This window comes from Akkermansia sp. UBA7090, assembly GCF_002493465.1.
Taxonomy (GTDB): domain Bacteria; phylum Verrucomicrobiota; class Verrucomicrobiia; order Verrucomicrobiales; family Akkermansiaceae; genus Akkermansia; species Akkermansia muciniphila_A.
The window spans coordinates 36,929-50,842 of the sequence record NZ_DKYW01000008.1 but is presented as its reverse complement, the minus strand read 5'-3'; the positions used below and the strand labels follow the sequence as shown (position 1 = coordinate 50,842).

The following is a 13,914-nucleotide window of genomic DNA, read 5'->3' as shown; positions in this document are numbered from 1 at the left end:
GATAAATTAGAATGATTGATTTTGATAAGATGAAAGGAAATAACTCATGAATGATATGAAGAGATAGAAATAACTGTTTTTACCATGCCTTTAAAAACGAGCATGCGATACGTATTACGGCTATCTGAACAGACGGATTGAGAAAGCCGTCTATGAAGGAGAAGTCCTGATGTCGAAGAAACGGTTCATCTATCACGGCTACCTGCAAATCGCGGAACTGGACGCCGCCGACGCGACGGAAACAGCAATGCCCGTACTGCGAAAAACCTATCTGTGGGATCCGCTGGAACCGGTGGCCACGCGCATTCTGGCCATGAGCCTCTTTGATGAAACGGGAACTTATGTGGAAGACCTGTACTGCACGCACGACCTGTTGAAAAACGCTACGGCGCTCTTCGGCATCCGCGCGGGACGCCGTGCCTTGTACGAATACGGCCCGTATGGTAATATTCTCAGGATGGAAGGGAATGCCGCAGAGGACAATCCGTTCCGGTTCTCCAGCGAATACGCTGATGACGAACTGGGGCCGGTTTACTACAATTACCGCTATTATAATCCCCAAAATGGCAGGTGGGTAAGCAGGGATCCCATTGGAGAAGAAGAAAGTAATAATTTATACAGATTTTCAGATAATAGTTCTATAATATATTGTGATATATTAGGTCTTCAATTATATGAAAAAAAATCGGAAGCATTTGCGGCAGCGAATAGAATGGTAGTAGAAGCTATGGAAAAACGTTATGAACAGGATCTGCAAAAATGGAACAATACTCCGATAGAGAAAAAAACAAAGAAAAATAAACCTGTAAAAGTCGAATTTGGCGTTCGTATTTGTCAGAAAGATTGTAAATATTATGTAGGAAAAGTTGGGACTTCCGGCGGACATAGAGAAGTTTCTCCTTTAAGTGTGCCTCCGTGCGATGATGGCGACAAGATGATTGGATATGCACATAGTCATCCGGACAAAAACGCTTCATTAAGTGATAATGACAGAAAAATTGCAGAAGAAGGATTTGGAGGTAATTTTAACATAGATGAAAATATAAAAATCCCCCCTAGAATTATTATGACAGCATCTGTAAGAGATGGGAAAGGTAATATTCGTACTCATCTCTATAACCCTAACAGACCTGCAGGAAAAACAAATGCAACATTTATTAATGGAATAAGACAGTGACTATGAATATTATTTATTTATTTTTATTATTTTTTATTTCGGCAGGTAATATTTTATTTGCGGGAAACAATAATATTACCCCGTTGGATGCAGCTGTAGAAACCGCTTTGCATAAGATAAAAGAAATCAGTTCAGATATTGAAATAATAAATAAAAGTCTGTCTACATACATTCCCTTTTCATGTGGAGAGAGAAGTATTTTGCCTTTTCTTGGTTATGAATGTTGGGTCGAAGAACATCCTTGCTTAAAGGCTGAATTTCCTGATAAGTATGATATTTTATTTTTGAAAGCAGATGAAGAAAGAAAAAAATATAATATTTTATTTTTGAATGATAATAAAATATATTTTTATTATATATGTCTTCTTGAAAATAAAATGATGAAACAATATTCCATTATGGTTTCCGATTCTGAAGACGTCGTCAGTAGCGCTTTGATGAAAATAATGAAACAATATAAATTATCAAATATGATTAATCAGCAAGTGTCGTTAGAAAATCTGGAGTTTATAATTAATTTATTTGGGGCATATGGAAATGAAGTTTCTGGAACTCCTCTGGTTGCATACGGATACAATTCAAAAATTTTTGGAGTAGTTTTTGGGGGACTGTTATTACCACGTGAGGATTCAACAGCCTTTAAAATTTATTCACTATTCAACTCAATGATGGCATATTTTGAAAATTTGAAAAATAATGATATACCTAGATGTGATTCGTTATTTATTAATGGATTAAATTCAAATATTGAAAAAATCATTTTGAATAGTTCTCTCTTTGGAACTGCTAAAACTTTGGATGGTTGTCCCGGGAGCCGATGATGGAAAGGCTTCAGGAAAATCTGTGTGGCTATGTGGGAAATTTCCCCAGCGCTTTTATAGACGTACAAGGAAAGTTTGGGTTTGCATTGCCGGCGTTGTTGAATCCAGTTGGATTGACAGTTGCAGCTGTTGCAGTAACCACCGTAGCCATTACTGGAGTTATTGCTCCAGGAACGATAGAGAAAGTTATTAAAAAAATAGGGATCTACATACTTGACTAACCATCCAGTATACCTTTTATTTCTTAGAAATTTTGGAAAATAAAAAACGATTTGGGCAAGAGGAAAGAAAATCATTCATAATGATATGAAAAAAGTCGTCTATGAAGAGAAAGCCCTACTGTCGAAGAGATGATTTATCTAACAAATGGCAATAGTTAATAATACGGAATTGTTTACTTTAGTCTTGTTTTATTGATTTTTTCAGATCAATTTATTGAATGTCAATAATTAAAGTGTTCTGAAAACCTTACGGCAAGACTATTCCATGCAGTTCCGGGGAAATATCATTCAGGCATGAATTAATTAATGACATATTCTCTCTACATCATTGGATTTCCTTCACTTTACGGCGGTGCGGGGGCCGAACTTTATCACCAGATTAAGGTTTGGAAGCAGATGGGGGTGGAAATGCATCTTATCCCCACCCAGAAAAATGCACACGGTACCGGACTTTATCCGGAGATGGTGAAATTGGGTGTTGCGGTGCATGAAGGCTATGATTGGGAGGCCATTCCGGCAGGGGCTCCCGTCATCAGCTTTTGTAATGAAGAGTTTTTAGCTGCTCTACCGAAGATACGAAAACGGACGGGAAGGACAGTTTTCGTCAATTGCATGACCTGGCTTTTCGGCAGGGAAAAGGAAGCCATGAGGCGGGGAGATATTTCCCTGTTTCTTTATCAAAATAGCAACGTAATGAGAAACGTCATGCCTCGCCTGAGGGCTTTAAATCCTGATCCGGCCATCCGGTTCATGACGTTTAGGCCGTATTTTGATGCGGCAGATTTTCCTTTTGTTGCAGGGCGTTCCACGGACTGGTTTGGAGCCGGACACATTTCCCGGCAGGATGAAGATAAGTTCAGCAAGGATACGTGGCATATTTACGAGCATTTTGCTTCTCCTGTCCGGAAGAAGGGCACTTTTCTCGGTTTTGACCGGCGGAGCGAGGCGAAGACCGGCAAGCCTCCCGATTGGGTGGAGACCTTCCATGATCAAAAATCTTTGTCCCAACAGGAGTTTTACCGGCGCTGCCACATCGTTTTGCAACCCACCGATACGACGGAGAATTGGCCGCGTGTGGGTTTTGAGGCCATGGCAAGCGGGAGTGTGCTTATTGTGGACAGGCGCGGAGGGTGGGAACAGATGGTGGAACACGGGAAGACCGGATGGCTGTGCGAATGCCCCGGTGATTTCATCACGTACGCCACTAAGATGGCTTGGGAACCCCACTACCGGGAGGACATGGCCGCCGCCGCCCGTGAGCGGGGCATGGTCCTGGGCGGGAAGGAAGCTTCCATAGAAAGCTGGCGGGAGGTGTTTGAGGCAATCAGCCGGATACCGGATTCGTGAGTGCCGCTTTTACCCTGACCGGAATGCTAACCGCTTCCTCTCTGCGGGTCAGATGAGCCATGTGCCGTATTGGCGAAGATTTTTCTGCCTGTTCATGCTGTAGGCAATAATGTATTTGAGAAGATCCGCCTGGGAATAGCCGTGTTCCGCGGCCGCCAGGCAGATGGATCCGCTTTTGCCCAGGTGGCAGCAGATGTTCATTTCCAGAATGCGCCGTTCTCCCGTTTCGAAGTCGATTCTGTAGTCGATGCGGAAATAGTCCATCGGCCCCAGAGCGTTCCAGATTTTCCGGACGTCACTGGCGATGTCCTGCTCCATATCCCGGACGGAGACCAGTTGATAACCCAGATGGTCGTGCAGTTTCAGGTCTTCCGTGATGATGCTGCCCGGTTTGTCGGATTTCGGCTGCACGTACCCCAGGATAACGGGGTTTTCTCCGCCCAGTACGGGAACGGTGACGTCAATGCCTTCGCAGTATTGTTCCACGAGCACTTCGTGCCCTTCTTCCATCAGGCGCCGGGCGCATGCTCCCACGGCTTTCCATGAGCTGCAGATGCTGTCTTCCCGGATGCCGCCGGAAGCGGCTCCAAAACGCTTTTTGACAAAATAGGGTCCAGGGAAGGGCTCCTGGGCCGGAATGCCTTTTTCCCCGGAAAGTCCAATGCCTTCCGGAACGTTTAATTCCAGGGAGCGGAATACCATCTTGGTCAGCAATTTGTCTTCCGCTATGGCACGGATGTTGGGAGGGGCGCCCAGGTAGGGAATCTGAATGAATTCGCAGTAGGAGGAAATGAATATTTCAGGCCTGGACATGGCGAACCTGTTCATCAGGGAGAATACGTAGTCCACGTTTCCTTTGGCGAATTGGACGGAATAGGGTTTGGAGGAGGAGACGACGTCGTAACCTATATCCTGAATGGCTTTATAAATGTTGTAGTGGTATTGGGGATAGCCTCCATTGCCGGTGTAAGGTTTTTTGGAAAAATCGGGAGCGTCGGGTGCATATGGAGCCAGGAACATGATCCTTGCCGGCTTGCCATATTGATTGAGTTGGATGTCTGGTATTTCAAACATGGCTTGTGGCTGTCGCGTGCGATGTTTTTTGGATTATGGAACTGGCCGCCATGTTCAAATATAAAAAATAAGGGACGGCATAGCCGTCCCCGGAGGAGGTGGAATAGAAAGGGGAGAATCTCTTCCTTATTTTTTGGACATTCCCCTGGCGACGCGCTGAACATATTGTTCCATGGCCGGAAGTTCCTGTTCAATGCATTCCACCAGTTTGAGCTGCGTACGGCAACGGATGAGATTGTGATTAGGGCGCGAGACCTTGAAGTATTGGTCTCCTTCCAGATAGTCCGTCAGGAACCGGATACCTATTTCCAGCGTGATGAGTTTTCCGGAGAAGGCGAGCTGGTCTATTTCCGCCTGGGTGAGGAAACCGTGGGCAGCGGTCAAATAGCCTTCTACAATGGATTGGAACATGGGCATGCGCATGCGCACCTTGTCCAGATCTTCTTCGTCTTCTTTTGTAGGCGGAGTGACGGTGCGCACCATATCGCCGAAGTCGTAAAGCACCAGACCGGGCATGACCGTATCCAGGTCAATGACGCAGACGGCGTGGTCGGTGTCCTCATCCAGCATGACATTGTTGATTTTGGTGTCGTTATGAGTGATGCGGGTAGGAAGCACGCCGTTTTTCTGAAGATCCAGCAACCGATCCACATCCTGCTCACGGGCTTTGATGAATTCCAATTCAGGCAGACAGGAGGAAAGACGCCCCTGAGGATCCTGTGCCGCCACTTCCATCAGGCGGTTGAAGCGGTTCCGGGTATGATGGAAGCCAGGTATGGTTTCCACAATGTCGTCCGGGTTCATGTCACTGACTAAATCCTGAAAGGAGCCGAACGCAAACCCGGCCTGATAGGCCTGGCGGGTGTTTTCCACCACATCGTAAGTGTGGGTGCCTGCCAGGTAGTTATAACAGCGCCAGATACCGTCGCCGGGAATGTCAATGTAGTTGCGTCCTCCTCGCGCCGGATAGAGGTTGAGGGTTTGCCCGGCAGAATGTTTTATACGACGCAGGACTTTCCAGTTGATGTGACGCGTCACTTTTTCCACATTGCGCATGACTGCTTTGGGGTCTTTGAAGACGTAATCGTTGATGCGCTGGAGGATGTAGGAGTCTTTCCGCCCGTCGCTTTTACGATAGGTGGCCTTGTAAGTGGTGTTGATATGCCCGCTGGGGATTTCCTTGCCGATGACGAATTCCCCTTCAATGGCGAAGAGGTCTCCAATTCCGGCGATGCGGTTCAAAATCTGGTCAGGGTCTGTCGTTACGGAGGGATGGTCAGTCATGTCTAATTTTGAGAGAGTTGAGTGAAGGAGTTAACGAATGAATTTGTAACCTACAAGCTCATCAAGCTTGCTTTTGAGACGGGAAACACCGTCCCCGTTGAGCGCGGAAATGGGGATGACGTCCACTTTCGGAAAACGCATGCGGAAGTTAGTCAGATTTTCTTCCGCTCCTTCCAGGTCCATTTTGTTGGCGACGACGAACCAGGGCTGTTTGGCCAGGTCTTCGCTGTACAGTTTAATTTCCGTGCGGAGGTTCTGAAGGTCTTCAATGGGGTCGCGGCCTTCGCTGCCAGCCATGTCCAGGACGAAGACGAGCACTTTGCAGCGCGTGATGTGGCGCAGGAATTCATGCCCCAGGCCTCGGTTGTTGTGCGCGCCTTCAATGATGCCGGGAATGTCCGCCACAATGCAACGGCGAAAGCTGTCGAATTCCACCACTCCAATGATAGGCTGAAGCGTGGTAAAAGGATAGCTTGCTACTTTGGGCTTGGCTTCCGAAATGTCTCCCAGCAATGTGCTTTTGCCCGCGTTGGGGTAGCCTACCAGCCCGGCGTCCGCAATGCGGCGCAATTCCATGAAGAAGACGCCTTCCTCCCCTTCCGTTCCCATCTCGGCTTCCGTAGGCGCCTGGTTGGTCGCGGAGCGGAAATGCCAGTTTCCCTTGCCGCCGAGGCCGCCCTGGCACAACGTGAACCGGGTGCCGATTTCCGTCAGATCCGCGATTTTTTCCAGTTCAATGCCTTCACCTTCCCGTTCCAGCCAGGTTGCCTCCGCCATGGAGGAGGCATTGCTGCGGTAAATAATGGTGCCGGGAGGCACTTTCCCGATGACGGATTTGCCGTTCTTGCCATGTTTTTTGGCGCTTTGGCCGCCTACTCCGTCTGTGGCGAGTAATTTGGGATCATAAAAAAAAGAACGCAGGTCATTCGTGTGCGGATCCACTTCCAGAATGACGCTTCCGCCATCGCCTCCATCACCGCCGTCCGGGCCTCCCTTGGGCACGAATTTGGCCCTTCGGAAGCTGACAAGCCCGTTTCCTCCCTTTCCTGCCCTGGCGAATATGCGGATGTTGTCAACGAACATGTTCTAAATATGAATCATTTTTCTTCAAAACGCAAGACATGTGCAGGACTGCACGGCTTTTCCATGGTGTGGGCCGCTGATTTTTCCGATGCGTCGGAAGGCTTTTTGATGAAAAAGGAGTTCATATTCATCATGGAAACTCCGGATGTTTTTACGATGGCCCGCCCGGATGGGTTTGTGCCGTGCCGGCTGTTTTCACAGCAATAGATGAAGAAAAGATTCCTCTTGTTAAAGAAACCCGGGGATAGCGGCAACATGCCGCTTTTTTATTGGCGCCATGCAGTCTCTGCGCGTGACGGACGGAGAGGGGCCGGGAGTAAAAAGGCTCCATGCCGGGGGAGGGGCGGGAAAAATAGAAATCGGGGAGTATGGGGCCGTAGCATGAATCCGCATGGAATTCTGTCTCAGAGAGAAGGAGGATATGGACGTTTCTTCTTATACGTGACGGGGGAACGGTCTTTTGGATTGAAAATGAACATGGGCGTGGCATGATTCCCGGAAATCATGCCACGCCTTTTCATCTACCTTCCCGACGGTTCCGAAAAAACCATAGTTCTTCCGAAGAACGGTGAATATTTCGCACGCATCGGACGTGACGAACATTGCGAGATAGCGCTTCCCTTTCAGTCGGTTTCCGGAGAGCATGCTTTGCTTCAGTTCAAGGAAGGGGGATATGTCCTGGAAGATCTTGGCTCTACTAATGGGACTAAAATCAACGGTCTGACGCCGATGGGCGCCGCCACTCTTTACCATGGCGATGAAATCGCTCTGGGGGATGCCAGGCTCCGGTTTGCAGAAGAGCCTTCTCCGGGATTTCCTGCCGAATCTTCCGGAAAGGAGGAAAAGGCCGCTCCTTCGGCCGCCATGCGGAATTTGCAGCAGTTGGCGGAGGAAGCCGCCCGCACGACCCGGAATCATTATTTATGGATGTCCCTTTATGCCGTCCTGATATTTTTTCTGGCTGTTTTTGCCGGATTAACCTACAAACATTACAGGGTGACGGGCGAATTGCTGCCTCTTCAATGGCTGGGTATTGAATCTCCCAAGGCCGCCTTGAAAACCATGTCTCTTCACCAGGCGGAAAACGGCATGTAATACTGACCGGAATTTCTCAGTCCTGCCATTTTCTTTTGCATGGTATTTCGCCATTTGGCAGGAGAAAGGAGGCATGAGACCCCGGATAGATGTATTTTGTTTGAAAGGCTGCGGAATCAGGTGCAGTATTGCTCCGTATGAAGAAGAGCCTGTTTGCCGTGTTGTTGACTGCATGCCTTTGCATGTCTGTAAAAGGAGAAGACTCCAAACCACCGAAGACCCTCCCAGGCGGGTGGGTTTATGTCTGGGGTGACGAGTTCAATGGTTCCAGGATAGACGCCAAGAAATGGAAGCCGGAGTTGGGAGTAATCCGAAACCAGGGATCCCAGCAGACTTATACAGGCCGGCCCAAGAATATGAGACTGGAGGATGGCTGCCTTGTTTTGGAAACCCATTTTGAAAAGTTCGCTAATATCAATTACAAAAAAAGTTCGGCGGATTGGATCAAGAATACCAAGTTCATGCCTTATACCTCCGGTTCCGTTACGACGATCAAGACCAAAAATTTCATGTTTGGCAGACTGGAAGTGCGTGCCAAGGTTCCCAAAACCAAGGGCATCTGGCCAGCTATCTGGCTGCTTGGCAAGAATAAATGGGGCTGGCCCGCCAACGGAGAGATTGATATGCTGGAGAATATTTCCCAACAGCCGGATGTGGTTTATTCCACTTTCCACTTAAGTCCGGACGGCGTGTCCAATAGGGATGCTTCCCGCGGAGGGACGGTGAAGATTGATCATCTTTCCGATGATTTTCATACTTATGTCATGGAATGGGACAAAGATTCCATCAAGTTGATGGTGGATGACAAGCTGGTGAAGTCCATTGACCTGAACACCACCAATTATGCCAATGGGGCGGGTAATCCGTTCCGTACGCCGTTTTACCTCATTCTCAATTCCGCCGTGGGCGGCACCTGGTGCGAGAAAGCTCCTCAAGACGGGCAAGGGTATCCTGTAAAATTCCTGATTGATTACGTTCGATTCTATCAGACGAAGGAACATGTCCGGCAAGCCAAGCAGTTTGATCCGGAAACCGGCCTGCCCAAAAAGAAATAGCGTTGCTTTTCCGGGTTGAGGCATGTCCGGCGCCGGTGGCCGGACATGCAAGATGCCGCTTGCCTTGTTACGTCACAGGCGGAGCGGTTCTTAGTGTTTGAGCTTTCTGCTGCATCTCGGGATGGGGAGGCCATGAAAGCTGCGGGTTTTTATTTCCAGAGGAGCCTGCCGTATTGCCGCCTTGGGAATGTGTTTGCCTGTGTTTTCTTTTTTATATTTACACAGTAACGCAAAAAAACGGCTCCGCCGGATGACGGGCCGTTTTCTTTAATCAAAGGGGAGATGCCGATTCTAGCAGGATGTTCCCGTGGTCTGGGTCAGTTCCTGGAAGCGGGCCAGGATTCGGGCCGTGACAGGACCGATTTTTCCAGAACCCAACTGATAGCCGTCCAGTTTGGTTACGGGAACGCACTCCGCAGCAGTACCGGTCAGGAAGCATTCATCCGCACAGGTGATGGTAAAGCGGTTCATGGTTTTTTCCTTCGCCGGGATTTGCAGTTCCCGGCAGATTTCCAGCACTACCCGGCGCGTGATGCCGTCCAGGCAGCCGTCTGTAACTGGCGGCGTGAATACGGCGCCGTCCTTCACAATGAAAATGTTGTCGCCCGTGCATTCGGCCACATTACCCAGGTCATTCAGCATCAGGGCTTCCGCCGCACCCTGGCGAACAGCTTCCATTTTGGCCAGGATGTTGTTGAGATAATTGAGCGACTTGACCTGCGGACAGACAGTATCCGGACGGTTGCGCCGTACGGAACTGGTAATCAGGGCCAGTCCGTTTTCATATACGGCCGGATCGTACAGGGAGATTTTATCCGCAATGATGAAGACGCAGGAACGTTTGCAGTTGAATGGGTTGAGTCCCAGATTGCCGACGCCGCGGGTAACAACCAGACGGATATAGCCGTCGTTCAGGCCGGAGGCAGCGACCGTTTCACATACGGCGTTGGAGAGTTCTTCCTGAGTGTAAGGAATATCCAGCAACAGATAATGGGCGCAGTCGTACAGGCGGTCCATGTGGTCTTCCAGGCGGAAAACGCGTTTGTTATAGAACCGGATACCTTCAAAGATGCCGTCTCCGTAGAGTGTGCCGTGGTCAAAAACCGAGGTTTTCGCTTCTTCTTGTTCCACCAGCTTTCCATCTAACCAAATCTTCATTGTTATCTAGAATTGAGAAATTACTTGTGCCCAAGCAGAATACTCCTATTTCAGGAGGGGGGAAAGCTATAAATGCACCGGAGGAACATAAAAGTTCCAGCACTTGCGGCAATAAGGGCACGGTGACTTGCAAATGCTGAAAATATAAGCGGTATTCATGGAGCAGGCTTGACATTTATTTTCCAGTGTTTTTAGCTCTCGCGCGCAATGTCAGACCCTTCCAAGTTCCGCAACCTCGCCATTATCGCTCACGTTGACCATGGGAAGACGACCCTGGTTGACCAACTTTTGCAGGCGGGGGGCGCCTACCGTGCCAACCAGGCCGTGCAGGAACGCGCCATGGATTCCATGGATCTGGAACGAGAAAAAGGCATCACGATCAAGGCCAAGAATACATCCATCCTCTGGAATGGGTACACGATCAACATTGTGGATACTCCCGGCCACGCGGATTTCGGCGGGGAAGTGGAGCGCGTGATGAAAATGGTGGATGGCGTGCTTCTGGTGGTGGACGCTTTTGAAGGGCCGCAGGCCCAGACGCGTTTTGTGCTCCGCAAGGCCCTGCAGGAAGGGCTGATGCCCATTGTCGTCATTAACAAGATTGACCGTCCGCATGCCGATCCCGCCGCCGTGCATGACCAGGTGCTGGAGCTTTTTCTGGAGCTGGGCGCCACGGATGAACAATTTGAAGCCCCCTTCGTGTACGGTTCCGCCCGCGACGGCTACTTCATGAATTCCATGGAAGGGGATCCCCCCGTGGACTGCACGCCTCTTTTGTTCAAGATTGTGGAACATATCCCCGCTCCGAAGGATGCCGATCCGGAGGGTGAATTCAAGATGCTCGTTTCCAATATTGACTGGGACGATTATGTGGGCCGTGTGGCCATCGGGCGCATTACTTCCGGCACCGTGAAGAAAGGGGATACCGTGTGGCTCCATCAGAGCGACGGCTCCTGCATTTCCGGAAAAGTGACCCGCATGTTTGAATATTCCGGATTGAACACTACGGATTCGGCCATTGGCGTGGCAGGCAACATCGTGGGTGTGGCGGGGTTTGAAAACGTCAACATCGGGGAAACCCTGGGCGGTTCCGCGGATACGGAACCCCTGCCATTCGTGGCGATTGATCCTCCTACCATTTCCATGGAATTTTCCATCAACAACGGGCCTTTCGGGGGACGAGACGGCAAGAACGTGACTTCCCGCGTGATACGCGACCGCCTGATGAGGGAAATGCGGACGAATATTTCCATCCAGGTGGAAGATACGGACAAGGCCGGCGTTTTCTCCGTTTCCGCCCGCGGCGCCATGCAGATTGCCGTGCTGGTGGAGACTATGCGCCGGGAGAATTACGAACTGTGCGTTTCCCGTCCTACCGTGATCATGAAGAGGGATGAAAACGACCGTCTTACGGAACCGTATGAAACGATGTACGTAGAAGTTCCGGACGAACACGCCAACGGCGTCATGAAACTCCTTAACGCCCGCAAGGGACAGATGGAAGACATGGTATGCAGGGAAGGCACGGGCCATACGTTCATTCAGGCTTATATTCCCACCCGCGGTATTATCGGGTTTGAATTTGAGCTGGTTAACCTGACGTCCGGCCACGGCATTTTCTCCCACCTGTTCCGGGATTACGGGCCTTACGCCGGGGACATCACGACGCGTACCACCGGCACCCTGGTTTCTATGGAAACGGGCGTTTCCACCCCGTTCGCGCTGGTGGCGCTGGAAGAACGCGGACGTCTGTTTGTGGGGCCGCAGGAAGATATTTACGAAGGGCAGATTGTAGGTGAAAACCCGCGGCAGATGGATATGCCGGTCAACCCGTGCAAGGAAAAGCACCTGAACAACATCCGTTCAGCCACGAAGGGAGACGGCATCCAGCTCTCCCCTCCCGTCATTTTTTCCCTGGAGCGTGCCATTGAATACATTGAACCTGATGAACTGGTGGAGGCTACGCCTCATTTTATCCGTTTGCGCAAGCGCATCCTGAACGCCAATGACCGGGTAAGAGAATCCCGCAAAGCTGGAAATTAAGGGGCCTGAAGCGCTGGGGAAAGGTGCCTGTGTTTTACAAGCGGGCCGAGGTAGAGCCTCCCTGCCGGATTTTCTGTATTCCTCTGAGCGGAGGAATATCCTTGTTCCATTGTAAATGTTTCCCGTTTTTCCTGTACGGCTATCGTTTTATATGCCCGTGACTGTTCTCTTGTGGAAGAATGCGTGTTAATGGTCCCCCCATAATCAATCGGAGGGCGAGGAAGCTGGAGGGCAGAAAAGAAGAAGACGGAGAACGGTTCGTTTTTCCCGTCGTCTCAGAGGGATAGATACCCGGTGAAAGTGTTTCCCTCCTTACCCTGCTGGCGGGTTTTTCCAGAAAAAATGCCCGGTTTCTTTTAAGAAACCGGGCATGGCATCAAATTCGTTGAGGGAACTCTTTTTAGATTTTGCCAAAGAGGGTCTTGCCGGCGGACATGAGGTTGTCTGCGGCTTCCTGAAGACGGGCGGCGACTCCCTTTTCACCCTTGGCGAGATAGGAGCGGGGATCGTAATCCTTCTTGTTGCCCACTTCACCGTCAATCTTGAGCACTCCGTTGATGTGTTCGCACATATGGGAGACGATCGGGCGGGTGAAGGCGTATTGCGTGTCGGTGTCGATGTTCATCTTGACGACGCCGTAGGAAACGGCTTCGCGGATATCGGAGAGTTCGGAACCGGAACCGCCGTGGAAGACGAGGGGCATGCGAGCCGCTTCGCCGTGTTTGGCGACCACAGCTTCCTGGCCGTCCCGCAGAATGCTGGGTTTCAGCTTGACGTGGCCGGGCTTGTACACGCCGTGCACGTTGCCGAAAGTGGCGGCCAGCATGAATTTGCCGAGGGGAGCAAGGGCTTCATACGTCATCAGCATGTCTTCCGGAGAGGTGTAAAGCTTGTCGGCGGGATGGCCGGAGTTGTCCACTCCGTCTTCTTCTCCGCCCACAACGCCGATTTCGATTTCAAGAACGATGCCCAGTTCGGCGCATTCCTTCAGCAGTTCCCGGGAAAGCTTGAGGTTTTCCGCCATGGGAAGCGTGGAGGCGTCCAGCATGTGGGAATTGAAGAGGGGGGCTTCACCGCGTTCCACGCGGCGGCGGGATTCGGCGATCAGAGGACGCAGGAAGGTATCCACGTGTTCGGGCTGGCAGTGGTCCGTGTGGAGGGCCACAAGAACGTTGTGCTTTTCAGCCAGACGGCGCGTGGCTTCCGCCAGAACAATGGCGCCAAGGGCGGAATTGCCTACGGAGCTGCCGGAGGCGAATTTGCCGCCACCGATGGAAACCTGAATGATGCCGTCGCTTTTGGCTTCGGAGAAAGCGCGGAGGGCGCCGTTGATGACTTCGATCGTGGTCACGTTAACGGCCGGATAGGCGTAGCCTTCCTTTTTGGCCGTTTCAAGCATGGTAATGTATTGTTCTGGTGTGGCTATTGGCATAACGGGGATATGATAGGTGTTTTTTTCCGGAAGGGCAAGGCTGAACTCAGGCGCACGCCGGGGTTGCGGCGCTCTTGGGGGCATGTTCATGTCCGGCGCATTTTTACTTGCGGCAGGACCGGTC

The 13,914-nt window shown here is 50.4% G+C and carries 12 protein-coding genes; 7 read left to right on the top strand and 5 right to left on the bottom strand.

Features of this window, described 5'->3' with window-relative positions:
• The first annotated feature begins 169 nt into the window (after window positions 1-169).
• From B3075_RS02440 to B3075_RS02425, 4 genes are all read left to right on the top strand, one after another.
• The gene (locus tag B3075_RS02440) at window positions 170-1,177 is read left to right on the top strand and encodes an RHS repeat domain-containing protein (protein WP_290489446.1); all 1,008 of its coding nucleotides are present in this window, start codon (window positions 170-172) and stop codon (window positions 1,175-1,177) included.
• Complete coding sequence (locus B3075_RS02435) at window positions 1,174-1,998, top strand: hypothetical protein (protein ID WP_290492013.1); 825 nt, start codon at window positions 1,174-1,176, stop codon at window positions 1,996-1,998. Before B3075_RS02440 ends, B3075_RS02435 begins: the two co-directional genes overlap by 4 nt.
• The gene (locus B3075_RS02430; RefSeq protein WP_290489449.1) at window positions 1,995-2,219 is read left to right on the top strand and encodes a hypothetical protein; all 225 of its coding nucleotides are present in this window, start codon (window positions 1,995-1,997) and stop codon (window positions 2,217-2,219) included. Before B3075_RS02435 ends, B3075_RS02430 begins: the two co-directional genes overlap by 4 nt.
• Window positions 2,220-2,831: 612 nt before the next feature.
• Window positions 2,832-3,566, top strand: a complete 735-nt coding sequence (locus B3075_RS02425) for a glycosyltransferase (protein WP_290489451.1) — start codon at window positions 2,832-2,834, stop codon at window positions 3,564-3,566.
• A 48-nt stretch (window positions 3,567-3,614) separates the two neighbouring features.
• On the opposite strand, the gene B3075_RS02420 is transcribed toward B3075_RS02425, so the two are convergent.
• From B3075_RS02420 to obgE, 3 genes are all read right to left on the bottom strand, one after another.
• Complete coding sequence (locus B3075_RS02420) at window positions 3,615-4,586, bottom strand: hypothetical protein (RefSeq protein WP_290489453.1); 972 nt, start codon at window positions 4,584-4,586, stop codon at window positions 3,615-3,617.
• 180 nt (window positions 4,587-4,766) lie between these two features.
• Entirely contained in the window at window positions 4,767-5,924 is a 1,158-nt protein-coding gene (locus B3075_RS02415) for a phosphotransferase enzyme family protein (RefSeq protein ID WP_094136735.1), read from the bottom strand.
• A gap of 30 nt (window positions 5,925-5,954) precedes the next feature.
• Window positions 5,955-7,007: a GTPase ObgE gene (obgE, locus tag B3075_RS02410; protein WP_290489456.1), complete on the bottom strand. Its 1,053-nt coding sequence runs from the start codon at window positions 7,005-7,007 to the stop codon at window positions 5,955-5,957.
• Between the two features lie 504 nt (window positions 7,008-7,511).
• On the opposite strand from obgE, the gene B3075_RS02405 reads away from it, so the two are divergent.
• Both B3075_RS02405 and B3075_RS02400 read left to right on the top strand, forming a co-directional pair.
• On the top strand, window positions 7,512-8,102 hold the full coding sequence (locus B3075_RS02405) for an FHA domain-containing protein (protein WP_290489458.1): 591 nt from the start codon (window positions 7,512-7,514) through the stop codon (window positions 8,100-8,102).
• 182 nt (window positions 8,103-8,284) lie between these two features.
• The gene (locus B3075_RS02400) at window positions 8,285-9,157 is read left to right on the top strand and encodes a glycoside hydrolase family 16 protein (protein WP_290489459.1); all 873 of its coding nucleotides are present in this window, start codon (window positions 8,285-8,287) and stop codon (window positions 9,155-9,157) included.
• 291 nt (window positions 9,158-9,448) lie between these two features.
• Here B3075_RS02400 and ilvE read toward each other — a convergent pair whose 3' ends face one another.
• On the bottom strand, window positions 9,449-10,315 hold the full coding sequence (gene ilvE, locus B3075_RS02395; protein ID WP_094136739.1) for a branched-chain-amino-acid transaminase: 867 nt from the start codon (window positions 10,313-10,315) through the stop codon (window positions 9,449-9,451).
• A gap of 207 nt (window positions 10,316-10,522) precedes the next feature.
• On the opposite strand from ilvE, the gene typA reads away from it, so the two are divergent.
• A complete protein-coding gene (typA, locus tag B3075_RS02390; RefSeq protein WP_290489461.1) occupies window positions 10,523-12,358 on the top strand; it encodes a translational GTPase TypA in 1,836 nt (611 codons plus the stop codon).
• A 400-nt stretch (window positions 12,359-12,758) separates the two neighbouring features.
• Here typA and fbaA read toward each other — a convergent pair whose 3' ends face one another.
• Window positions 12,759-13,790, bottom strand: coding sequence for a class II fructose-bisphosphate aldolase (fbaA, locus tag B3075_RS02385; protein WP_012419773.1), 1,032 nt, complete (start codon window positions 13,788-13,790; stop codon window positions 12,759-12,761).
• Window positions 13,791-13,914: the final 124 nt, after the last annotated feature.

Excerpts from the sequence above, each read along its gene's own strand:
- fbaA (WP_012419773.1), bottom strand. The coding sequence starts at position 13,790 with ATGCCAATAGCCACACCAGAACAATACATTACCATGCTTGAAACGGCC.
- ilvE (WP_094136739.1), bottom strand. The coding sequence starts at position 10,315 with ATGAAGATTTGGTTAGATGGAAAGCTGGTGGAACAAGAAGAAGCGAAA.
- B3075_RS02405 (WP_290489458.1), top strand. The coding sequence starts at position 7,512 with ATGCCACGCCTTTTCATCTACCTTCCCGACGGTTCCGAAAAAACCATA.
- B3075_RS02440 (WP_290489446.1), top strand. The coding sequence starts at position 170 with ATGTCGAAGAAACGGTTCATCTATCACGGCTACCTGCAAATCGCGGAA.
- B3075_RS02425 (WP_290489451.1), top strand. The coding sequence starts at position 2,832 with ATGACCTGGCTTTTCGGCAGGGAAAAGGAAGCCATGAGGCGGGGAGAT.
- B3075_RS02415 (WP_094136735.1), bottom strand. The coding sequence starts at position 5,924 with ATGACTGACCATCCCTCCGTAACGACAGACCCTGACCAGATTTTGAAC.
- obgE (WP_290489456.1), bottom strand. The coding sequence starts at position 7,007 with ATGTTCGTTGACAACATCCGCATATTCGCCAGGGCAGGAAAGGGAGGA.
- B3075_RS02400 (WP_290489459.1), top strand. The coding sequence starts at position 8,285 with ATGTCTGTAAAAGGAGAAGACTCCAAACCACCGAAGACCCTCCCAGGC.
- B3075_RS02420 (WP_290489453.1), bottom strand. The coding sequence starts at position 4,586 with ATGTTCCTGGCTCCATATGCACCCGACGCTCCCGATTTTTCCAAAAAA.
- B3075_RS02430 (WP_290489449.1), top strand. The coding sequence starts at position 1,995 with ATGATGGAAAGGCTTCAGGAAAATCTGTGTGGCTATGTGGGAAATTTC.
- typA (WP_290489461.1), top strand. The coding sequence starts at position 10,523 with ATGTCAGACCCTTCCAAGTTCCGCAACCTCGCCATTATCGCTCACGTT.